This is a genomic window from Corynebacterium sp. KPL1986 (assembly GCF_000477975.1).
GTDB classification, from domain to species: Bacteria; Actinomycetota; Actinomycetes; order Mycobacteriales; family Mycobacteriaceae; genus Corynebacterium; species Corynebacterium accolens.
This window is the reverse complement of sequence record NZ_KI515719.1, coordinates 1,287,874-1,308,335: the sequence shown is the minus strand read 5'-3', so window position 1 is coordinate 1,308,335 and position 20,462 is coordinate 1,287,874. Positions and strand designations below refer to the sequence as shown.

Genomic DNA, 20,462 nt, shown 5'->3' with positions numbered 1-20,462 from the left:
GCTGTGAATAAAGAAAGTTATGTCAAGGTAGTTGCAGGAATTGCCGCCCTTGGCGGTTTATTATTTGGATACGACACCGGCGTGATGTCCGGTGCTTTGCTGTATATCACCCCGGAATTTAATATGACCGCCCACCAAGAGGGCTGGGTGACCTCCATGCTGCTGGTGGGTGCCGCGGTGGGTGCCCTGACCGCAGGCCGCATCGCGGACCGGTTTGGCCGCCGCTTTACGCTGATTGCCGGCGGCATCATTTTCGTTTTGGGCTCCATCTGGTGCGCGCTGGCTGGATCGGTGACCATGCTGGCCACGGCCCGTACCTTCCTGGGCTTTGCCGTTGGTGCGGTATCCATTGTCTCGCCCATGTATATCTCAGAGATGGTGCCGGCCAAGATTCGCGGGCGCATGGTCTCCCTGAATACCCTGCTGATCGTGGTAGGCCAGCTCTTGGCCTACCTTGTAAATTCTGCCCTCGCGCCCACGGAAAGCTGGGAATGGATGCTGGGGCTTGCGGCCGTACCGGGCGCGGCCCTCGCCGTGGGCATGCTCTTCTTGCCAGAGACCCCAGTCTGGCTGGCCACGCACGACAAGATGTCGCGGGCCCGTGAGGTTGCAGGCCGCGCCGGGATGGATCTGGCAGAGCTTACCTCCCAAGAAACGGCGCGCCGTTCCAGCGGCTCCGAGTGGAAGGCACTGAAGGCCAATCGCTGGATGCAGGTGACGGTATTGCTCGCCATGCTGATGGGCCTGACCCAGCAGATTACCGGCGTTAATGCCATCGTCTACTTCGCGCCCACCATGATGAGCCAGGTGGGGATTTCTACCACCAACTCGGTCTATACCTCGATTGTCATTGGTGTGGTCTCCGTCATCGCCTGCTGGGTGGGCCTCAAGGTGGTCGACCGCATCGGCCGCAAGCGCCTGCTGCTTATCGGCCTGACCGGCAACGTGATTTCGCTCTTCATCTTGTCCGTGGCGTACTCGCACGCCGCCGATTCCACCACGATGGCGATGGTCTCGCTGGTCTTTATGGCCTCGTTCATTGCCTTCCAGCAAGCAGCGGTCTCGCCGACGACCTGGTTGCTTATCTCTGAGCTCGTACCCCTGCAGGTGCGTGGCCTCGGCATGGGCATCGCTGGGCTCTCGCTGTGGGCCACCAACTGGGCCGTGGCCCAGTACTTCCTGCCGCTGGTGGAGTGGCTCACCGGCCCGGTGGCCTTTGGCGTCTTCGGCGTGCTGGGGCTCATCGCCATCGGCTACACCCGCATTTTGGTACCAGAGACCATGGGACGTAGCCTGGATGAGGTAGGCGAGGAGATGAAATCCCGCTACTCGCGGGAATCCGCACCCCATTAAGCCCTAGTGTTTTGGTCTTAATGGCCGCGTGAGGTAAAATTATTCCTCGTGTCATGGCTGGGGATTCCCAGTCCGTGCTTTATTTACTCAACCGCATGTAGATTGCGCATAACGAAAGGAGCGCCCGATGAAGGTCCGTAAGTCCCTTCGGTCGCTGAAGAAGAAGCCGGGCGCCCAGGTTATTCGCCGCCACGGTAAGGTCTTCGTGATCAACAAGAAGGATCCCCGTTTCAAGGCTCGTCAGGGCTAATTGAAACTTAAGGAAGTCCGCCTCCTCCGAGCGTTCGGAGCGGGGCGGATTTTTCGTTTCTACGCCTCGACGCCGGAATGTGAACTTTGCCACATGTTTAGGTGAATAGAAGGTAAACCCGCAGGAATGTCAGGCGTGTAGTTTCACGGTTGGGTGCCGGGGTGGTCAACATGTGGGGTCTCGCCCCTGGCCCTCCTGGGAATATCATGGGTGTAACTACTATATGTTGTGTTAGTTGCGGTCAATCCCCCCAAAGTATAGTGTCGTTGGTGTCGCTCAGAGCGGTGCAGGAAGTGGCCCGAAAAGGGGTCAGAACCTCCGCTTTCTACGAGCAAAAGCTATCTCGCAAAAGGATTTTAGGGAGTTATTATGTCTATCACCGTCTACACCAAGCCCGCTTGCGTTCAGTGCAACGCCACCAAGAAGGCCCTTGATCGCGCGGGTCTGGATTACAACGTGGTAGATGTCACCGTGGACGATGAAGCCCGTGACTACATTATGGCTTTGGGCTACGTCCAGGCACCCGTCGTGGAAGCCAACGGCGAGCACTGGTCCGGCTTCCGCCCTGACCGCATCAAGAACCTTGCCGCGCTAGCCGCCTCTGCGTAAGTAGCCGAGGAGGGAGGTGCCGTCATGTTGGTCGTGTATTTTTCCTCTACTACGGAAAATACGCACCGGTTCGTGCAGAAGCTAGGTTTTCCTAGCGCGCGAATCCCTTTGCGCCGCACCGATGAGCCGCTAGTGGTCAACGAGCCTTTCGTCTTGGTGTGCCCCACCTACGGCGGGGGAGCCTCCATTAGCCACCAAAACTCCCGGCCCGTACCGGTGCAGGTAATTAGATTCCTTAATAATGAGCACAACCGCAGTTTTATTCGGGCGGTTATCGCCGGAGGAAATAGCAACTTCGGCGCCGATTTTGGCAAGGCTGGTGACGTCATCAGCGCCAAATGTAAGGTGCCCTATGTATATCGTTTCGAGTTGCTCGGAAACGATGAAGATATAAAAATTTGTCGCGAAGGCCTGCTGGCTAATGCTTCCCAGTTGGGACTGGATGAGGCAGCCTAGCCGCGGTGCGACACACCTAATAGAATCCTGATTTTAAGAAAGGCCGCGTCAGCTGTGAGTACGCAATTGGGAAAGACCGTAGCAGAGCCAGTATCGCAGGAAGAGCAGCTGGATTACCACGCGCTCAACGCCATGCTGAATCTCTACGACGGAGACGGCAAGATTCAATTTGATAAGGACCGCGAGGCCGCCAATCAGTTCTTCTTGCAGCACGTTAATCAGAACACGGTCTACTTCCACGACTTGGAAGAAAAGATCGATTACCTGGTGCGCAATAAGTACTATGACCCAGCGGTCATTGAGGCTTATGACTTCGAGTTCATCAAGTCCCTATTCAAGCGCGCCTACTCTTATAAGTTCCGCTTCAAGTCCTTCCTTGGCGCCTATAAGTACTACACCAGCTACACGCTGAAGACCTTCGACGGCCGCCGGTACTTGGAGCGCTTCGAGGACCGGGTTTCCATGACCGCGCTTTTCCTTGGCGATGGCGATGCCGAACTAGCAGAGCATCTCGTCGATGAAATCATGACTGGCCGCTTCCAGCCCGCCACGCCGACCTTCCTAAATGCCGGCAAGCAGCAGCGCGGCGAATTGGTTTCCTGCTTCCTGCTCCGCATCGAAGACAATATGGAATCCATCGGCCGTTCCATCAACTCCGCGCTGCAGCTGTCCAAGCGCGGCGGCGGCGTGGCCCTGCTGCTGTCCAATATCCGCGAATCCGGCGCGCCGATCAAGCACATCGAGAACCAGTCTTCCGGCGTCATCCCAGTGATGAAGATGCTGGAGGATGCATTCTCCTACGCCAACCAGCTCGGTGCGCGCCAGGGCGCGGGCGCGGTCTACCTCAACGCCCACCACCCGGACATCATGAACTTCCTCGACACCAAGCGCGAGAACGCGGATGAAAAGATCCGCATTAAGACCCTGTCCTTGGGCGTGGTGATCCCGGATATCACCTTCGAGCTAGCCAAGAACAACGACGATATGTACCTGTTCTCGCCGTACGACGTCGAGCGCGTCTACGGCAAGGCCTTCGGCGATATCTCCGTTACCGAGCACTACGAAGAAATGGTCGAGGACCCGCGCATCCGGAAGAAGAAGATCAACGCGCGCCACTTCTTCCAAACCGTGGCAGAACTGCAGTTCGAGTCCGGCTACCCGTACATCATGTATGAAGATACGGTAAACCGCGCCAATCCGGTCAAGACCTCCCGCATTAATATGTCCAACCTGTGCTCGGAGATTTTGCAGGTCAACTCCGCTTCCGAGCTCAATGCGGATCTTTCTTATGACCAGGTGGGCAACGATATTTCCTGCAACCTGGGTTCGCTGAATATCGCCATGACCATGGACTCGCCGGACTTCTCCCAAACGGTGGAGACCGCGATTCGCGGGCTGACCTCGGTGGCGGATAAGACCTCCATCGATTCCGTTCCATCCGTGCGCAAGGGCAACGATGACTCGCACGCCATCGGCCTGGGCCAGATGAACCTGCACGGCTACTTGGGCCGCGAGCACATCGAGTACGGCTCCGAGGAGGGCTTGGACTTCACCAACGCCTACTTCGCGGCCATCATGTACGCCGCCCTGCGCGCCTCCAATAAGATCGCCCGCGAGCGCGGCACGACCTTTACCGAGTTCCCCGAATCCGACTACGCCAGCGGCGAGTTCTTCGACTCCTACGATCCGGCGGAGTTCCAGCCGCGCACGGAAAAGGTCAAGGCTCTTTTCGATGCCTCCTCCATCTACACCCCCACCGCAGAGGACTGGGCGGAGCTGAAGGAGGACGTCGCCAAGCACGGCCTCTACAACCGCAACCTGCAGGCGGTGCCGCCGACGGGCTCGATTTCCTATATCAACAATTCCACCTCGTCCATCCACCCGATCGCCTCCAAGATTGAAATCCGCAAGGAGGGCAAGATCGGCCGCGTGTACTACCCGGCAGCGCATATGGATAACGACAACTTGGAGTACTTCAAGGACTCGTACGAGATTGGCTACGAGAAGATCGTTGATACCTACGCTGAGGCCACCAAGTACGTGGACCAGGGGTTATCGCTGACGCTGTTCTTTAAGGACACCGCCACCACCCGCGATGTGAATAAGGCGCAGATTTACGCTTGGCGCAAGGGCATTAAGACCTTGTACTACATCCGCGTGCGCCAGATGGCCCTGGAAGGCACCGAGATCGAGGGCTGCGTTTCCTGCATGCTCTAAGCGCGGGCGCGGTCCAGGATAGCGCGGGAGGTACGCTCGGCGGCTTCGGCTTCGCCCGCGTCAATCTCCCGCGCTAAATCCATATGTAGCTGCGTCGTGCCGCGAATCGGATCCCGCTTGCGGGAACCAAAGACGGACTTGCCCTTCAAGATGGCCAGCAAGGCTGGCGCCAGCGCGGCGATCATCTCATTGCCGGAGGCCTCCAGGATGAGGGTATGGAATTGCAGGTCGGTTTCGAGTTCTTCGCCCACCCGTGGGGAAGGGGTGGTCTCGAGCTCGCTGAGCCTTCCTGCTAGCCGCAGCAATTCGCGGCGCTGCTGTGGGCTGGCATTGCGCGCGGCAAGCTGCGCCGCCACCGGTTCGATGCCAAGGCGCAGCTCGTTGAGGCGCGCGACCTGTTCCACGCGCGTTCTATCGTGGCCCAGCCGCCACGAAATAACGGCGGGATCATAGACCGCCCAGCTACCGCGCGGCAGCACCTTGAGGCCCACCCGGCGCCCAGAGGAAACCATCCCTAGATGCTCGAGGGTGCGCATGGCCTCGCGCGCCACGGTGCGGGAGATGCCAAAACGCTTTTCGATGTCCCCAAGGCGAAACCGCGTGCCTTCCGCCATGTCTCCGCTGACTATATCCGTGCCCAGTTGGTCTACTACAGGGCCTAAAAGGGGAGTGGTTTCTGCCATGGTGAGGGCGTCCTTTCCTGGCTGTGCACTGCGCTTTTAATATAGGCGCGGTGCGGCGGGCTGAGGCGGGGCGGCATTGGGTATGCTGGGACTCGAAATTCTACACAGTGAAGCATTGGAGTGACATCGCGTGTCGCACGAATACGATGACTACGTTGCTAGTCATGACAGCCCGGTAAAAGCTATCAACTGGAATACCATCCCCGATGACAAAGACCTCGAGGTATGGGAGCGGTTGACCGGTAATTTCTGGCTCCCGGAAAAGGTCCCAGTCTCTAATGACCTCCCCAGCTGGAAGACGCTGACGGAAAAAGAAAAAGAAACCACCATGCGGGTCTTCACCGGCCTGACGCTGCTGGATACCATCCAGGGCACGGTGGGCGCGATCTCCCTGCTGCCGGATTCGCAGACCCTGCACGAGGAAGCGGTATATACCAATATTGCCTTCATGGAGTCGGTGCACGCCAAGTCCTATTCCAATATCTTTATGACCTTGGCCTCCACGCCGATGATCAATGACGCCTTCCGCTGGTCCGAGGAGAACGAGAACCTGCAGAAGAAGGCGAAGATCATCTTGTCCTACTACAACGGCGATGATCCGTTGAAGAAGAAGGTGGCCTCCACGCTGCTGGAGTCCTTCTTGTTCTACTCCGGCTTCTATCTGCCGATGTACTTCTCTTCCCGCGCGAAGCTGACCAATACCGCCGATATCATCCGGCTGATCATCCGCGATGAGGCCGTGCACGGCTACTACATTGGCTATAAATTCCAGCAGGAATACAAGAAGCTGGATGAAAAGCGCCAGGAAGAATTGAAGGACTACACCTTCGACCTGGCCTTCGAGCTCTATGACAACGAGATCGACTACACCGAGGATCTCTACGACGAGCTGGGCTGGACCGAAGACGTCAAGCGCTTCCTGCGCTACAACGCCAATAAGGCCCTGAATAACTTGGGCTTTGAGGGCCTCTTCCCGGCCGATGAGACCCGCGTCTCGCCGGCCATCTTGTCTTCTCTTTCGCCCAATGCCGATGAGAACCATGACTTCTTCTCCGGTTCGGGTTCGTCCTATGTCATCGGCAAGGCCGAGGACACCACGGATGACGACTGGGACTTCTAACCTTTCCCGCGCACCCTCGCTTTAACCTCAACCGAAAGGTTGATAACGAGCGGGGGTGCGTTTTTCGGTTTTTGACCTGCGTATCTGGCGCACGCTGTGACATGCGACACCACAACCTGGGTGAGAGAACGTAGGCCTTAAATGATGCCCGCCCCACGTGCAGGGGCTATGTGACGGTTGTGGTTATTGAGGGAATACCCCCAAGCTGGCAGACCTTTAAGGGAAGCTGGCAAGAACAGGGGAAAATGTCCTAATATAATCGAGGTAAACCTAGGTGTAGGTGGACCCAGTCCGCTGACACTTTGTTATTCAGGAGGATTCTATGACCGCTGTGGCGCCACGGGTCGACGATTACGTCGCTCCCACACGTCCAGAGCCAACCGGTAGGGAAAAGACCGGTTCAAAGGCTTGGGTATTTTTAACCACCACCGACCACAAGCAGCTGGGCATCATGTACTTGATCATGGCCTTCAGCTTCTTCTTCCTCGGTGGCTTTATGGCATTGCTGATCCGTGCGGAGCTTTTCACCCCGGGTCTGCAGTTCCTGTCCAATGAGCAGTTCAACCAGCTGTTCACCATGCACGGCACTGTGATGCTGCTGCTGTTTGCTACGCCAGTTGTCTGGGGCTTTGGTAACTACATCCTGCCTCTCCAGATCGGCGCGCCGGACGTGGCCTTCCCGCGTCTGAACGCCTTTGGTTTCTGGGTTACCCTGCTCGGCGGTGTCGTCATGCTGCTGGGCTTTATCACCCCTGGTGGTGCGGCTGACTTCGGCTGGACCATGTACATGCCGCTTGCCGATGGCGTACATACCCCCGGTATCGGCGCCGATATGTGGATCGTCGGTGTGGGTGCTACCGGTGTCGGTACCATTGCCTCCGCCATCAACATGATCACCACCATCCTGACCCTGCGCGCACCGGGCATGACCATGTTCCGCATGCCGGTCTTCTGCTGGGGTATCTTCACCGCTTCCGCCATCGTGCTGATGATCTTCCCGCTGCTGACCGCAGCCGCCTTGGGCGTGCTGTATGACCGCAAGCTGGGCGGCCACATCTACGATTCCGCTAACGGCGGTGCCATCCTGTGGCAGCACCTGTTCTGGTTCTTCGGCCACCCTGAGGTCTACGTCCTCGCGCTGCCGTTCTTCGGCGTTGTCTCCGAGATCGTCCCGGTCTTCTCCCGCAAGCCGGTCTTCGGTTACATCGGCTTGGTCTTCGCCATCCTGGCCATCGGCTCGCTGTCCATGGCCGTCTGGGCACACCACCTGTTCGTCACCGGCGCCATCCTGCTGCCGTTCTTCTCGTTCATGACGTTCCTGATTGCAGTGCCTACCGGTGTGAAGTTCTTCAACTGGGTCGGCACCATGTGGAAGGGCCACATCACCTGGGATACCCCGATGATTTGGGCCATGGGCTTCATGGCTACCTTCCTCTTCGGCGGTATGACCGGTGTCATGCTCGCCGCTCCGGCGCTGGACTTCCACTTGGCTGAGTCCTACTTCCTGATTGCGCACTTCCACTACACCCTGTTCGGTACGGTTGTGTTCTCCGCATTCGGTGGCCTGTACTTCTGGTTCCCGAAGATGACCGGCCGCATGCTGGACGAGCGCCTGGGCAAGATTCACTTCTGGTTGACCTTCATCGGCTTCCACGGCACCTTCCTGATTCAGCACTGGGTCGGCAACATGGGTATGCCGCGTCGCTACGCCGACTACCTCGAGTCTGATGGCTTCACGGTCTTCAACCAGATTTCCACCATCTTCTCCTTCGTCCTCGGCGCTTCCGTTATCCCGCTGGTCTGGAACGTCTTCAAGTCCTGGCGCTACGGTGAGGTCGTTACCGTGGATGACCCATGGGGCTACGGTAACTCCCTGGAGTGGGCAACCTCCTGCCCGCCTCCGGGCCACAACTTCACCTCCCTGCCACGTATCCGCTCTGAGCGTCCGGCATTCGAGCTGCACTACCCGCACATGGTTGAGCGCATGCGCGAGGAAGCTCACGTGGGCAAGCACTAAGCCCGCACTTTAACTCCTGACTACAGCCGCCTTCCCCAGCCTCTCAGAGGTAGGGAGGGCGGCTTTGGCGTTTGTGGGATAATGGCCGGTGTGAATATTCAAGCTGAAACCACGACCATTACTAGCTTCGGACCGGACGAGCCTGGGGCGGCCGCCGCTTTCTTTACCGCGTTGGCTGATTTCTCTGCCCCGCTTGCCGATGTCCACCTCGCCACCCCCTCCAATCACCTCGCCCTCACCGCGCAGTGCGGTAACGCTGCCCTAGAAGAACGAGTGCGCGAGGCCATGGCGCCCTTCGGACACGAGGTGTCCGTTGCGCCAAGCTATGCCGTCGCGATCATCGGCGCGGAGATTACCGCCGAGGACATTAGCGCGGTGCAGGAGACCGTGAAAGGGGAGACGTTTCGCATGCGCCGGATAGCATTGGATTCCCTTTCCGCGGTGGAACTTACTGTGTCGCTCGAAGACGCGGACTCGGCGCGGCGGGCGCTGAGGGAGGTGGGTAAGGACCGCGGCATTGATTTCTCCCTCGAGAGCTTGGCCAATCGCGGCAAGCGCTTGGTGTGCTTCGACTGCGATTCGACGCTGATTGAAGGCGAGGTTATCGAGATGCTCGCCGCCCACGCGGGCAAGGAAGCAGAGGTGGCCGCGGTGACCGAGCGCGCCATGCGTGGCGAATTGGACTTCGAGGAGTCCCTGCGCGAGCGCGTCGCGGTGCTGGAGGGCCTAGATGCCTCCATCATCGATGAGGTCGCCCGCGATATCGAGCTCACGCCCGGTGCTAGGGAAGCGATCGGAACCCTCCACCGTTTGGGCCACCGCACCGCCGTGGTCTCGGGCGGCTTTATTCAGGTACTCGAGGGCCTGGCCACAGACCTTCAGCTCGACTACGTGCGGGCTAATACCTTCGAAATCCGCGATGGGAAGCTGACCGGCAAGGTGATTGGGCAGGTGGTCGACCGCCAGGCCAAGGAGGAATTCTTGCGCGAATTCGCCGCCGATTCCGGAATCGGCATGGAGTCTACCGTTGCTGTGGGCGATGGCGCCAATGACATCGCCATGGTCACCGCTGCCGGGCTGGGTATTGCCTTTGACGCGAAGCCTGCGCTGCGCGAGGCCGCTGATGCCTGCATCACCCCGCGCCGCCTCGACGCCGTCCTACCGATGCTGGGGATTGCCAATGTCTAAATTCGAAATAGCGCACCAACGCCTCGTTGCCGCCTGCGCCGCCCGGGATTCTCACGAGGACCCCGCGGATCCGTCCACCGTGCAAGCGATGCAGATCGCGCTCCACCTGCCCAAGCAGGATCCGCCGGCGCGCAGCGAGGTGCTCGCCGCGGCCGCTCGCGCCGTGGTGGCCACCTGTCTGGATGACCGCGCCGGTGAGGACGGTGCCTTCGCCGCGGCGCTCGCGCAGTGGTACGGCCACCGCATCCGCAAGATCGCCCGCCGCGCGCGCAATAAGGCGTGGCGCGATGTGCAGCTACTGCCTGGCGTGACCGTCGATGACCGCGCGCGTGCTTTTGCACCCTCGGCGGTGGGGGAGGTGGACCCGCTAATCAGCAAGCTACAGATTGGTCATACGGATCTCGCGATGGACGAGCCAGGGCCTCCGCTTGCCGATGCCCCCATTATCTACGTCGACCGCAGCCTCGCCATGACCGCGGGCAAGGCCGCCGCCCAAGTGGGCCATGGCTCGATGATGCTCGCCGCCGCCATGAGCCAAGAGGAAGCCGCCGCCTGGGCAGCAGAAGGTTTCCCGCTTTCCGTCCGCGAGGTGGACGCGGAGGTATTTCGCACCGCCTGCGCGCAGGAGGACGCGGTGGTCATCATCGACGCTGGGTTTACCGAGATCGCCCCGGACTCGGCTACCGTGTGTGCGCTGCGGCGACCAATCGCTTAAGCGCCCCGCGCACCGTCTCTGGGTTCGTGGTTTGCCAGAACCGCGGCATGGACGCCTTGAGGAATGCGCCGTAGCGCTTGTATTCCAGCCGGTTATCCAACACGGCGACGACCCCGCGGTCCGTTACGTGGCGCAAGAGCCGCCCGGATCCCTGCGCCATGAGGAGGGCCGCGTGATTGGCGGAGACCTCCATGAACCCGGAGCGGCCGGCGGCATCGGCTGCCTGGGATCGGGCCTGCAGCAGCGGGTTATCGGGCCGCGGAAAGGGGATGCGGTCAATGAGGACCAGCGAACACGACGGCCCCGGCACGTCCACGCCCTGCCAGAGGGTTAAAGTGCCAAACAGGCAGGAGTTTTCCTTCGTGGAGAACTTGTCCACCAGCGTGCCGATGGCATCTTCCCCCTGCACATAGAGGTCAAACGGCAACCGCGGCGCGAGCGCCTCCGCGGCTTCTTCCGCCGCCCGGCGCGAGGAGAATAGCCCCAGCGTGCGCCCGCCGGCGGCCATGATGAGCTCGTATATTTCCTCCAGGGTTTCGGCGGACAGGCCATCGCGCCCCGGTGCCGGGAGGTGTTTGGCGGTATATAAGATGCCGGATTTCGCCGGGTCAAAGGGCGTTCCCGCATCGAGCGTGTCATACGTGCCGGAAGGCAGGCCCCATTGTGCCGCCATAGCGTCGAATCGCCTGCCTAGGGCCAGCGTGGCCGAGGTGAGCACGACCGTTTGCTCCCCAAATAGGTTCTCGCGCAGCATATGCGCGATAGACAGCGGCGCGACGGCGAGTGTATCGGTACCCTCCAACCACACGACATCGTCCTGCGCGGCAGGATCATCGGTGGCGAAGACCTCCAAGATCCTCCCGATCGCCTCGGCCAGGTCCGTGAGGTGATTGCTTAAGTTTTGGCGCTCGGCATTCTTTTCTGGGTCATCGTTGGCCTCGCCTTCTGGGGCGCGGGAGATGAGGGATTTGACGCGCAGGAACTCGTCGGCAAGCGCGCGCAAATGTGCCTGCGACGTCTCATCCAAATCCGTCCACCTGCCGGGCTCCTGCACGCGCAGCAGATCATCGAATTCATCCGCCAACTCCGCCAGGTTGCCGGCATTGCCCAGTGACTTTGCCCGGTTCGCCGCCATCTTAATGGCGCGGGAAGTAATCTCCGCCGTGGACACGGAGGTAATGCGCCCATCGAGCTCGTGGGCCTCATCGATGATCGCCACATCGTGCTCGGGCAGGATATTGGCCTCAGAGATGGCGTCGATGGCGAGCATGGCGTGGTTGGTGACGATGATATCGACATCGGCAGCCGCCCGGCGGGCCTCTTCGGCGAAGCAATCCGCACCGTGCGGGCAGCGCCCAGCCCCCAAGCACTCATTCGAGGTCACCGATACCGCCCGCCACACCAAATCCGGCACGCCGAAGTCTAAATCGTCCCGGTCACCGGTTTCGGTCTCCTGCGCCCAGTCGTGGATGCGGCGCACGGCCTTGCCGCGGTAGGAGATATCGGACTCATCGATAAGAGCCTCCGGATCATCCGGGGTGGCCGCGATCTTATTCAGGCATACGTAATTATTGCGGCCCTTCATGATGGCGAAGGTGGGGGTGCGCTCCATGACATTGGCTAGCGCCTCCGCCAGCCGCGGGAGGTCACGCTCCACCAATTGGCGCTGCAGGGCCAGCGTGGCGGTGGAGACGACGACGGTGGAAGCCGAGTTCATCGCATGCCGGATGGCCGGAACCAGGTAGGCCAGGGATTTACCCGTACCCGTGCCCGCCTGGACGGCGAGGTGGCGCTCGGATTCCAAGGCCTTGGATACCGCGTTGGCCATGCGAACCTGGCCCTCGCGGCGGGAGCCGCCGAGCGCATCCACCGCCGCGCCTAGCAGCGTTTCCGTGTCGTGGTTTAGGGGCTCATCTGCGGGGTCACTCACCCCACACAGTCTAGCGACCTAGTCCTTAAAGCCCACCATTCGCGTGGGCACAGCGGCATCGTCGCGCGAGAGCGCCAGTCCCTCCCACGGCAGGGTCTTGCGGGCCTCATTCAAGTAGGTGCGGGAGGCCTCCAAATCGGGCAGATCCTCCACGATGTGCCCATCGCGCATCAAGGGGATGGTCAACTCGCGGGTGGTGAGCTGGCCCGTATCCGGCGCCTGCGCGGCGAAGGGGTACACGACCTCTTCTACCGCCACGCCGGAAGACCGGTAGGTGCGCAGCGCGCGCTTTGCCCCGCCCACCGATTGCTTGGACGACGAGCGCTTGGCCACCGGCACGCCGTCAACCTCGACGACCTTGTAGACCATGCCCGCGGTTGGGGCACCAGAGCCGGTGACCACGGAGGTACCCACGCCGTAGACATCGACGGGATCGCCGCGCAGACCCGCAATGGCGAACTCGTCCAAATCGGAGGAAACAACGATATTGGTATTGTGATTGCCCAGCTCATCGAGCTGCTTGCGCACGCGCCGGGTCACCGCACCCAAGTCACCGGAATCGATGCGCACCCCGCCAAGCTCCGGCCCGCCGACCTTGACGGCGGTCTCGACGCCCTTGGTGATGTCATAGGTATCCACCAGCAGGGTGGTATCGATGCCCAGGGTATCGATTTGCGCGCGGAAGGCCGCCTCCTCATTGCTCGTGCCATCCGGGTTCGTGTGCGCCAAGGTCCAGGCGTGGGCGGCGGTGCCAGATACTGGGATGCCATAGCGGAAGCCTGCCTCCAGGTTGGAGGTGGCGGTAAACCCGGCGAGGTAGGCGGCGCGGGCGGCGGTTACGGCCGCGTACTCGTGGGTGCGGCGGCTGCCCATCTCCAGAATGGGGCGGCCATCGGCGGCAGTGACCATGCGGGATGCGGCAGAGGCGACGGCGGAATCGGCATTCAAGATGGACAGCACGATGGTTTCTAGCACCACGCACTCGCCAAAGGTGCCGCGCACGGTCAAGATGGGTGAGTTGGGAAAATACAGCTCGCCCTCGCGGTAGCCGTCGATCTGCCCGGAAAAGCGCCAGTCGCGCAGGTACTGTCGGGTATCTTCATCCAGGAAATCCATCTGTTCCAGCTGCTCGGGGGAGAAGCGGAAGTCCTCTACCGCGCGCAACACGCGGTCGGTGCCGGCGACGACGCCGTAGCGACGCTCATTGGGCAGGCGGCGGGAAAAGACCTCGCAGGTCACGTTGCGGTGGGCGGTGCCATCGCGAAGCGCAGCCTGCAGCATGGTGAGCTCGTATTTATCCGTGAGCAAAGCGGTGGAGCGATCGATAGAGCGTGCTATGTCATTCATGAGCCTGATACTACTCACAGGTTAAGAAGCTTTCAGCATACCCGGGCCACCACCCTGGTGAGCTGCGGGGAGACCCAATGCCCAAAATGCCAGCGAAAAATGATTAGGCTATAAGGCATGAAGCCGCAACACCCCGAAGTCCGTATGAGCTCTCCCATGGCCACGCCCGACTTGGATGAAGGAATCGAAGTTGATGTGGCCGCGAGCGAGAATCTGCCGTGGATGTGCATCGTATGGGACGATCCCGTCAATTTGATGAGCTACGTGTCCTACGTATTCCAAACCGTTTTGGGGTACGACAAAAAGCGGGCCAACGAGCTGATGATGCAGGTCCACACGGAAGGCAAGGCCGCCGTGTCCAGCGGCGAAAAGGACAAGGTTGAGGCGGACGTGAAAAAGCTCCAGATCGCGGGTCTGTGGGCGACGATGCAACAGGCAGGGTAGATAGATGCAACCGTGGAAAAAGAAGAAATCGCTGATGCGCGGGCCCAAAATCACGGCGGTATTCGAGCCCATGGAGCGCGAGGTCATCGGCAACCTCACCGCCACCGTCTCTGAGGCGATCATCGGCCGCGCCCAGTCCGCGCCGAAAGACGAGCTCGCGGAAATGCTGGACATGCCCACCGGCCATACCGAGGCTCCAGAAGATCCTTCCCTGGCGCGGCTGTTCCCGGACTTCCAAAAGCCCGGCGATGAGGAATACGACGGCGATGCCTCCCTCTTGCGCTCGCTGCACGAAAATGACATCGCACGGGCGAAGCTGCAGAACCTGCAGGTCATCGGCAATGCGCTCGGCCCCACCGGCGGGGTAGAGGTCTCCATTTCGGAGCAGGAAGCCCAAGCCTTCGTGGCCGGCCTCAATGACCTGCGCTTATACGTCGCGGCCGGGGACGTGACCGACGAAAACCTCATGACGGACCGCGATACCTTGGTGGAATGGCTGGCCTATTGCCAGGACTCCCTGCTGGAAGTGTTGATGGATTAATGATCGACGGAATTAGCATTGGCCATTTTTCCGGCGAAGATACCGGCGCCACCGTGCTCTACTGCGGCCCGAAGGGCGCGCTAGCCAGCGTGGATGTGCGCGGCGGCGGGCCCGGTACGCGCGAGACCGATCTCTTGCAACCGCACAATACCGTTGAGCGCGTCCACGCCATCGTGCTCGCGGGCGGGTCCGCCTTCGGCTTGGCGGCCGCTGACGGCGTCATGCGCGAATTGGAAGCCCACGGGGTGGGTTTCCCCGTCTTTGGCGAGGACAAGCCCGGCCCACGTGTGCCCATCGTGCCGGCGGCGGTGATTTTCGATCTGCTGGTCGGCCCCTCCCGCCCGGGACCGGAGGATGGGGCGGCGGCGCTGCGGGCGGCCATGGCCGGCCACGACGAGACGGTGGGCACTGTCGGCGCGGGCGTCGGCGCCACGGCGGGCAAGCTGCGCGGCGGCTTCGGCCTGGCCACCCGCAAGGTGGGAAACTACGAGGTCAGCGCCGCGATGGTGGCCAATCCCGTGGGCGAGGTCATCGACCCGCGCTCCGGCCACCTCTACGGCGCGCCGGGCCGCACGCCGGTCAACGCGGACGCCTACCGCGAGCTGCCGCACCCCGCGGCGAAGCTGAATACGACGATTGGGGCCGTGCTTACCGATGCCCCCGTCACCACCGCCCAAGCCCAACGCCTCGCCATGACGGCCCACGACGGGATTGCGCGCGCCGTTCGCCCCGCGCATTCGCCGCTGGACGGAGATACCATTTTCGCCCTGTCCACAGCGCAGGAACCCGCCGAGGTGGATATGGTCCAGCTGTGCGCCGCGGCGGCCGACGTAGTGGAGGAGGCCATCGTCACCGCGGTCACCGCCGCACGCCCTGGCCTGGGGCTTCGCGCGTATCGCGACTTGCTCGGCTAAGATATTGCCCATTATGACTATGGGTGGAACTTCGCGAAATCAGCCGGCGCCGACTAACACGACCAACCGCGGCCGCGGCCGCATCAGCACCGGCCTATCCCTGGCATTGGGCTTCCTCGCGGTGGAGTGGTCGGTCCACTTGATTAACGCCGTCGTCTTCGGCGGCGGGCTGTCTAACTACGGCATCCGCCCGCTCGACGTGGATGGCCTGTGGGGCATCATCACGGCGCCGCTCTTGCACGGCAGCCTGGAGCACTTGATGTCCAACTCGTTGCCGGGTGCCCTGTTTTGCTTCCTCATCGGCTTGTCCGGGCGCCGGGTGTGGTGGGAGGTCACCTTGATCACCACCGTGGTAGCGGGCCTTGGAACGTGGTTCTTGGGCGGGGCCGGTACCTCGCATATCGGCGCGTCCGGGCTGGTCTATGGTTGGCTGGCCTACCTCGTGGTGCGCGGCATCTTCAATCGCTCCCTGCTGCAGATCATTTTGGGCATCATCCTGGGCTTTTCCTATTCCGGGCTGATTTGGGGCGTGCTGCCCGTTGCCGAGGGCATTAGCTGGCAAGGCCACCTCTTCGGCGCCCTGGGCGGTGTAGCGGCCGGCATGTTCATCACTTCCGATAACCCCGCAAAGGCAGGGAGGAAATAATGCCCAACGCGTCGTCTCCCATCGGCATCTTTGACTCGGGCGTCGGCGGGCTGACCGTGGCCCGCGCGGTAATGGAGCAGCTGCCGCAAGAATCCGTTATCTATAAGGGTGATACCGCCCACGGCCCCTACGGCCCGCGGCCCATCTCGCAGGTGCGGGCCTTTTCCCAGGATATCGCCGATGAGCTGGTAGAACGCGGCTGCAAGATGCTGGTCATCGCCTGCAATACCGCCACCGCGGCCTTCCTGCACGATGCCCGCGAGCGCTATGATATCCCCATCCTGGAGGTCATCCGCCCGGCCGTGCGCCGCGCCATGTCCACCACGCGCAATGGCAAGATCGGCGTCATCGGCACTGAGGGCACCATCAAATCCGGCGCGTACCAGGACCTGTTCGCGGTCAACCCCAATGTCGAGGTGGTAGCCGCGGCCTGCCCGGACTTCGTTCCCTTTGTCGAGCGCGGGATTACCGCGGGCCGCCAGATCCTCGGCGTCGCCGAGGGCTACCTTGCGCCCCTGCAGGCCCAGGGCGTGGACACCTTGGTCCTGGGATGCACGCACTACCCGCTGCTTACCGGCATCATCCAGCTCGCCATGGGCGAAAACGTGTCCCTGGTGACCTCCTCAGAGGAAACCACCAAGGACGTCATGCGCCTGCTCACGGAAACGGACATGCTCGCCCCCGAGGGCAACCAGCCGGTCCATTCCTTCGAATCCACCGGTGATCCAGAGGTCTTCGCCCAGCTGGCCACGCGCTTTTTGGGCCCGCAGATCGGCTAAGGAAGCTGAAATTCCTTCCCCCCTTTTTGCGCGCGGTACCAGCATTTGGGCCGGATTCATGGAACTATTGGTTCCATGAAGCTGACCATCCTAGGCTGCTCCGGTAGCGTACCCACCGCAGACAATCCTGCCTCCGGCTATGTCGTGTCCTTCGACAATGCACCGTCCATCATCCTGGATATGGGCTCGGGCACGCTGGGCCAGCTAGCTCAACTGCAGGATCCGTGCGATGCTCACGTGGCCTTTAGCCACCTGCACGCGGATCACTGCGCGGATTTTCCCTCCCTCATGGTGTGGCGCCGCTTCCATCCCACCGCCCCGGCGGCCTCGCGTAACTTCTGCTTCGGCCCCTCCGCCACGCCGACGCACCTAGGCCGCCTGTCCTCTGACGAGGTAAATGGGATCGACGATATGTCCGATACCTTGGCGTTTAGCCCGTGGGTGGCGGGGGAGCGCCAGCTTGTCGATGACGTCTTTATCACCCCCTTCCCCGTCAATCACCCGGTTGAGGCCTATGCGCTGCGCATCGAGCACGCCAAGACCGGCAAGACCATTACCTATTCCGGCGATACGTCTTATACGCCCGCGCTTGTCGATGCCGCCCGGGGCGCCGATCTCTTCCTCTGCGAGGCCACCTGGGGTGCTTCCTCCGAGGGCATGGCACCCGGCATGCACATGTCGGGCGCGGAAGCGGGGCGCGCGGCGCGGGAAGCGGGCGTTGGCACGCTGGTACTAATCCACATCCAGCCCTGGGGCGATGCTGAGGCCACCGTGGCGGCGGCACGAGAGGAATTCGACGGCGAAATCGTGCTGGGTACTGCGGGCATGCAGTTCTAAGTTACGCTGGAGGGCATGACTGAATTTACTCGTGCCGATGGGCGCGCGCTCGACCAAATGCGCAGCGTCCGCATTACCCGCAATTTCACCACCAACCCGGCTGGATCCGTCTTGGTGGAATTTGGCAATACCCGCGTGATGTGCACCGCCTCCGTCGAACTCGGGGTGCCGCGTTTCAAGCGCGATTCCGGCGAGGGCTGGCTGACCGCCGAGTACGCCATGCTGCCATCCGCCACCCACGACCGTATGCCGCGCGAGTCCATGCGCGGCAAGGTCAAGGGCCGCACCCATGAGATTTCCCGCCTGGTCGGTCGCTCCCTGCGTGCCGCCGTGGACTTGGAGGAGCTGGGAGAAAACACCATCCAGCTCGATTGCGACGTGCTGCAGGCCGATGGCGGCACCCGCACCGCCTCTATCACGGGCGCCTACGTCGCGCTTGCCGATGCCATCGCCCACCTCAAATCCGAAGGCGTTGTCCCCGGCGAGCCGCTCCTCGATCCCATCGCCGCGGTCTCCGTGGGCATCATCGACGGCGAAATCTGCTTGGATTTGCCCTATGAGGAAGATTCCCGCGCCGAGGTAGACCTTAACGTGGTGATGCAGGAATCCGGCGACTTCGTAGAAATCCAGGGCACCGGTGAGCACGGCCTCTTCGGCCGCGAGCAGCTCAACGGGATGCTGGATGTGGCCCAGAAGGGCTGCAGCGAGCTCATCGCGGCGCAGAAAGCGGCGCTGGGATGGTAATCCTCGTCGCCTCCGGCAATCCGAAGAAGCTGGCCGAGCTCGATCGTATCTTGTCCGAGGCGGGCATCGAGGGCGTGGAACTGCGCCTGCTTTCTGAGGTCGAAGCCTACCCAGAGCCCATCGAAGACGGCCGCACCTTTGCCGATAACGCGCTCATCAAGGCCCGCGCCGGCGCCGCCGCCACGGGCCTGGTGACCATCGCGGATGATTCCGGGCTGGCCATCGAGGAGCTCAACGGCATGCCCGGCGTGCTTTCCGCTCGGTGGTCCGGCCAGCACGGCAATGACCATGCCAATAATGACCTGGTCTTGGCGCAGATGGCGGATGTACCGGATGACCGGCGCGCCGCCGCCTTTGTCTCCGTGTGCGCCCTCGTGACCCCCGAAGGCACAGAGCGCGTGGCCGAGGGCCGCTGGGAAGGCAAGCTGCTGCGCGAGCCGCGCGGCGCCAATGGTTTTGGATACGACCCGCTCTTCCAGCCAGAGGGCGAGTCGCGTTCTGCGGCGGAAATGTCGCCCGCAGAAAAGAACGCGGTCTCGCACCGCGGCCGCGCCCTTTCCCAGCTGGTCCCGCTTATCGCAGAGCTGGCCAGCTAATTAAGCGTTGAGCTGGAATTGCTCCTCGATTTCCTTGCGGCGCTTGTGCTCCATCCAGAAGGACAGGAAGGGCACCACGCCGGCGAGCGCGGTGGTAATCAGCTTGCCGGCGGGCCACAGCGCACGCGGGCCCAGAATCAGGATGGACAGCAGATAGATCATGTACGCGATGCCGTGCACGATGGCGATGTAGGTCGCCCATTCCGGGATTTCTGCGCCCATGACGTACTGGAAGAACATGCGGATGACCAGGATGATCAGGAAGATACCGGTCACCGTGGCCGCGATGGAAAAGAACTTCAGCGGGCCACGGATGCGCGCCTTGCGGTCTGGGTGTACCTGGTTTGTCATGATTTATTTTCTCCTTTTATCTGTCGGGCCTTCGCCGCGCCCCTCTGCGGGGGAGCCGCGGCGGCGCCGAGGCTGATTCAACGCATTAAACTCTTCCACATTCAGCTGCGGGCGCTGCGGCAAGAAATCCTCATCGATGGCGGTCTTCTCCGCCGACCCGCGGCCCATCGAGCTACCGGCCTCCGAACCAGCTGCCGAATCTCCGCCTATCGAACCAGATTCTGAGCCGACATTTTCAGAGGCGTTTTTTGAGGCCTGCAGCGAATCCATCTCGCGGGCTTCGTTTTCCGCGGCAAGGCGCTCATTTTCATAGCGCAGGGTGGTGCGATAAGCATAGACCACGAATACCGCAAAAAGAGGCCACTGAAAGGCATAGCCCAAGTTTTGGAAAGTGCCCGAGCCGGAGCGGAAGCGCGTCCACTGCCAATAGGCGAGGAAGAGGAAAAGCACCACGAAAAATATGACGAGGGCGATGTGCCACCACCGCACCTTCACGCGCCGTTTCTTCTGATCCTCGTGCATACTCACCTCACCCAGCCTACCTATCCGCCGCCGCAATACGGAATGCCCCTGGTTTCTTGTTTATCAGCCCGCCGTGTACACTATTCAACGTTGCTCGCGCCCGTGGCGGAATTGGCAGACGCGCTAGATTTAGGTTCTAGTGTCTTATGACGTGTGAGTTCAAGTCTCACCGGGCGCACAAGAAAAGCACCGCAGTACTTGCT

General features: G+C 61.5%; 22 protein-coding genes and 1 tRNA gene. 18 read left to right on the top strand and 5 right to left on the bottom strand.

Going from position 1 to position 20,462, the window contains the following annotated elements; all coding sequences use genetic code 11:
- Window positions 1-3: 3 nt before the first annotated feature.
- The 5 genes from HMPREF1287_RS06125 to nrdE all read left to right on the top strand — a co-directional run bounded on the left by HMPREF1287_RS06125 (window position 4) and on the right by nrdE (window position 4,885).
- The gene (locus HMPREF1287_RS06125) at window positions 4-1,353 is read left to right on the top strand and encodes a sugar porter family MFS transporter (protein ID WP_023016965.1); all 1,350 of its coding nucleotides are present in this window, start codon (window positions 4-6) and stop codon (window positions 1,351-1,353) included.
- Between the two features lie 127 nt (window positions 1,354-1,480).
- Window positions 1,481-1,603 (top strand): type B 50S ribosomal protein L36, encoded by a 123-nt coding sequence (gene ykgO, locus HMPREF1287_RS06120; RefSeq protein ID WP_003847162.1) that lies wholly within the window; start codon window positions 1,481-1,483, stop codon window positions 1,601-1,603.
- A 369-nt stretch (window positions 1,604-1,972) separates the two neighbouring features.
- Window positions 1,973-2,212 carry a glutaredoxin-like protein NrdH gene (gene nrdH, locus HMPREF1287_RS06115; RefSeq protein ID WP_005284554.1) on the top strand — a complete coding sequence of 80 codons (240 nt, stop codon included), beginning with the start codon at window positions 1,973-1,975 and terminating at the stop codon, window positions 2,210-2,212.
- Between the two features lie 24 nt (window positions 2,213-2,236).
- Complete coding sequence (gene nrdI / locus HMPREF1287_RS06110) at window positions 2,237-2,668, top strand: class Ib ribonucleoside-diphosphate reductase assembly flavoprotein NrdI (protein ID WP_005277734.1); 432 nt, start codon at window positions 2,237-2,239, stop codon at window positions 2,666-2,668.
- Between the two features lie 54 nt (window positions 2,669-2,722).
- Window positions 2,723-4,885: a class 1b ribonucleoside-diphosphate reductase subunit alpha gene (gene nrdE, locus HMPREF1287_RS06105; protein ID WP_023016966.1), complete on the top strand. Its 2,163-nt coding sequence runs from the start codon at window positions 2,723-2,725 to the stop codon at window positions 4,883-4,885.
- Here the strand turns inward: nrdE and HMPREF1287_RS06100 are convergent.
- Window positions 4,882-5,568 (bottom strand): FadR/GntR family transcriptional regulator, encoded by a 687-nt coding sequence (locus tag HMPREF1287_RS06100; RefSeq protein WP_023016967.1) that lies wholly within the window; start codon window positions 5,566-5,568, stop codon window positions 4,882-4,884. The genes nrdE and HMPREF1287_RS06100 overlap by 4 nt on opposite strands.
- A gap of 130 nt (window positions 5,569-5,698) precedes the next feature.
- Here HMPREF1287_RS06100 and nrdF point away from each other — a divergent pair, with 130 nt between their 5' ends.
- From nrdF to HMPREF1287_RS06080, 4 genes are all read left to right on the top strand, one after another.
- Window positions 5,699-6,688, top strand: coding sequence for a class 1b ribonucleoside-diphosphate reductase subunit beta (gene nrdF, locus HMPREF1287_RS06095; protein WP_023016968.1), 990 nt, complete (start codon window positions 5,699-5,701; stop codon window positions 6,686-6,688).
- 322 nt (window positions 6,689-7,010) lie between these two features.
- Entirely contained in the window at window positions 7,011-8,705 is a 1,695-nt protein-coding gene (ctaD, locus tag HMPREF1287_RS06090) for a cytochrome c oxidase subunit I (RefSeq protein ID WP_005277744.1), read from the top strand.
- 81 nt (window positions 8,706-8,786) lie between these two features.
- A complete protein-coding gene (gene serB, locus HMPREF1287_RS06085) occupies window positions 8,787-9,893 on the top strand; it encodes a phosphoserine phosphatase SerB (protein WP_023016969.1) in 1,107 nt (368 codons plus the stop codon).
- Entirely contained in the window at window positions 9,886-10,608 is a 723-nt protein-coding gene (locus HMPREF1287_RS06080; protein ID WP_023016970.1) for a peptidyl-tRNA hydrolase, read from the top strand. Before serB ends, HMPREF1287_RS06080 begins: the two co-directional genes overlap by 8 nt.
- Here HMPREF1287_RS06080 and HMPREF1287_RS06075 read toward each other — a convergent pair.
- Complete coding sequence (locus tag HMPREF1287_RS06075) at window positions 10,574-12,538, bottom strand: ATP-dependent DNA helicase (RefSeq protein WP_023016971.1); 1,965 nt, start codon at window positions 12,536-12,538, stop codon at window positions 10,574-10,576. The genes HMPREF1287_RS06080 and HMPREF1287_RS06075 overlap by 35 nt on opposite strands.
- Before the next feature lie 18 nt (window positions 12,539-12,556).
- Window positions 12,557-13,885 carry a nicotinate phosphoribosyltransferase gene (locus HMPREF1287_RS06070; protein ID WP_023016972.1) on the bottom strand — a complete coding sequence of 443 codons (1,329 nt, stop codon included), beginning with the start codon at window positions 13,883-13,885 and terminating at the stop codon, window positions 12,557-12,559.
- Window positions 13,886-14,002: 117 nt separating this feature from the next.
- Here HMPREF1287_RS06070 and clpS point away from each other — a divergent pair, with 117 nt between their 5' ends.
- From clpS to rdgB, 8 genes are all read left to right on the top strand, one after another.
- A complete protein-coding gene (gene clpS, locus HMPREF1287_RS06065) occupies window positions 14,003-14,329 on the top strand; it encodes an ATP-dependent Clp protease adapter ClpS (protein WP_005277757.1) in 327 nt (108 codons plus the stop codon).
- Between the two features lie 4 nt (window positions 14,330-14,333).
- Complete coding sequence (locus HMPREF1287_RS06060) at window positions 14,334-14,870, top strand: DUF2017 domain-containing protein (protein WP_023016973.1); 537 nt, start codon at window positions 14,334-14,336, stop codon at window positions 14,868-14,870.
- Window positions 14,870-15,784, top strand: coding sequence for a P1 family peptidase (locus tag HMPREF1287_RS06055; protein ID WP_023016974.1), 915 nt, complete (start codon window positions 14,870-14,872; stop codon window positions 15,782-15,784). Before HMPREF1287_RS06060 ends, HMPREF1287_RS06055 begins: the two co-directional genes overlap by 1 nt.
- Window positions 15,785-15,797: 13 nt before the next feature.
- Window positions 15,798-16,430 carry a rhomboid family intramembrane serine protease gene (locus HMPREF1287_RS06050; protein WP_034654209.1) on the top strand — a complete coding sequence of 211 codons (633 nt, stop codon included), beginning with the start codon at window positions 15,798-15,800 and terminating at the stop codon, window positions 16,428-16,430.
- Window positions 16,430-17,209, top strand: coding sequence for a glutamate racemase (murI, locus tag HMPREF1287_RS06045; RefSeq protein ID WP_023016976.1), 780 nt, complete (start codon window positions 16,430-16,432; stop codon window positions 17,207-17,209). The genes HMPREF1287_RS06050 and murI overlap by 1 nt, the downstream gene beginning before the upstream one ends.
- A gap of 75 nt (window positions 17,210-17,284) precedes the next feature.
- A complete protein-coding gene (locus HMPREF1287_RS06040; RefSeq protein WP_023016977.1) occupies window positions 17,285-18,046 on the top strand; it encodes an MBL fold metallo-hydrolase in 762 nt (253 codons plus the stop codon).
- Between the two features lie 15 nt (window positions 18,047-18,061).
- A complete protein-coding gene (gene rph / locus HMPREF1287_RS06035; protein ID WP_005277773.1) occupies window positions 18,062-18,790 on the top strand; it encodes a ribonuclease PH in 729 nt (242 codons plus the stop codon).
- Complete coding sequence (gene rdgB, locus HMPREF1287_RS06030; RefSeq protein ID WP_023016978.1) at window positions 18,784-19,386, top strand: RdgB/HAM1 family non-canonical purine NTP pyrophosphatase; 603 nt, start codon at window positions 18,784-18,786, stop codon at window positions 19,384-19,386. The genes rph and rdgB overlap by 7 nt, the downstream gene beginning before the upstream one ends.
- Here rdgB and HMPREF1287_RS06025 read toward each other — a convergent pair whose 3' ends face one another.
- Complete coding sequence (locus HMPREF1287_RS06025; RefSeq protein ID WP_023016979.1) at window positions 19,387-19,737, bottom strand: DUF3817 domain-containing protein; 351 nt, start codon at window positions 19,735-19,737, stop codon at window positions 19,387-19,389.
- Between the two features lie 3 nt (window positions 19,738-19,740).
- Window positions 19,741-20,259 carry a hypothetical protein gene (locus HMPREF1287_RS06020; RefSeq protein ID WP_023016980.1) on the bottom strand — a complete coding sequence of 173 codons (519 nt, stop codon included), beginning with the start codon at window positions 20,257-20,259 and terminating at the stop codon, window positions 19,741-19,743.
- 96 nt (window positions 20,260-20,355) lie between these two features.
- Here HMPREF1287_RS06020 and HMPREF1287_RS06015 point away from each other — a divergent pair.
- Window positions 20,356-20,437, top strand: a tRNA-Leu gene (locus HMPREF1287_RS06015).
- Window positions 20,438-20,462 lie beyond the last annotated feature (25 nt).

What these genes read in the sequence shown, in the direction of transcription:
- ykgO (WP_003847162.1), top strand. Translation starts at nt 1,481, where the DNA reads ATGAAGGTCCGTAAGTCCCTTCGGTCGCTGAAGAAGAAGCCGGGCGCC.
- nrdH (WP_005284554.1), top strand. Translation starts at nt 1,973, where the DNA reads ATGTCTATCACCGTCTACACCAAGCCCGCTTGCGTTCAGTGCAACGCC.
- nrdI (WP_005277734.1), top strand. Translation starts at nt 2,237, where the DNA reads ATGTTGGTCGTGTATTTTTCCTCTACTACGGAAAATACGCACCGGTTC.
- HMPREF1287_RS06100 (WP_023016967.1), bottom strand. Translation starts at nt 5,568, where the DNA reads ATGGCAGAAACCACTCCCCTTTTAGGCCCTGTAGTAGACCAACTGGGC.
- ctaD (WP_005277744.1), top strand. Translation starts at nt 7,011, where the DNA reads ATGACCGCTGTGGCGCCACGGGTCGACGATTACGTCGCTCCCACACGT.
- serB (WP_023016969.1), top strand. Translation starts at nt 8,787, where the DNA reads ATGGCCGGTGTGAATATTCAAGCTGAAACCACGACCATTACTAGCTTC.
- HMPREF1287_RS06080 (WP_023016970.1), top strand. Translation starts at nt 9,886, where the DNA reads ATGTCTAAATTCGAAATAGCGCACCAACGCCTCGTTGCCGCCTGCGCC.
- HMPREF1287_RS06070 (WP_023016972.1), bottom strand. Translation starts at nt 13,885, where the DNA reads ATGAATGACATAGCACGCTCTATCGATCGCTCCACCGCTTTGCTCACG.
- clpS (WP_005277757.1), top strand. Translation starts at nt 14,003, where the DNA reads ATGAAGCCGCAACACCCCGAAGTCCGTATGAGCTCTCCCATGGCCACG.
- HMPREF1287_RS06060 (WP_023016973.1), top strand. Translation starts at nt 14,334, where the DNA reads ATGCAACCGTGGAAAAAGAAGAAATCGCTGATGCGCGGGCCCAAAATC.
- HMPREF1287_RS06055 (WP_023016974.1), top strand. Translation starts at nt 14,870, where the DNA reads ATGATCGACGGAATTAGCATTGGCCATTTTTCCGGCGAAGATACCGGC.
- HMPREF1287_RS06050 (WP_034654209.1), top strand. Translation starts at nt 15,798, where the DNA reads ATGACTATGGGTGGAACTTCGCGAAATCAGCCGGCGCCGACTAACACG.
- murI (WP_023016976.1), top strand. Translation starts at nt 16,430, where the DNA reads ATGCCCAACGCGTCGTCTCCCATCGGCATCTTTGACTCGGGCGTCGGC.
- HMPREF1287_RS06040 (WP_023016977.1), top strand. Translation starts at nt 17,285, where the DNA reads ATGAAGCTGACCATCCTAGGCTGCTCCGGTAGCGTACCCACCGCAGAC.
- rph (WP_005277773.1), top strand. Translation starts at nt 18,062, where the DNA reads ATGACTGAATTTACTCGTGCCGATGGGCGCGCGCTCGACCAAATGCGC.
- rdgB (WP_023016978.1), top strand. Translation starts at nt 18,784, where the DNA reads ATGGTAATCCTCGTCGCCTCCGGCAATCCGAAGAAGCTGGCCGAGCTC.
- HMPREF1287_RS06025 (WP_023016979.1), bottom strand. Translation starts at nt 19,737, where the DNA reads ATGACAAACCAGGTACACCCAGACCGCAAGGCGCGCATCCGTGGCCCG.
- HMPREF1287_RS06020 (WP_023016980.1), bottom strand. Translation starts at nt 20,259, where the DNA reads ATGCACGAGGATCAGAAGAAACGGCGCGTGAAGGTGCGGTGGTGGCAC.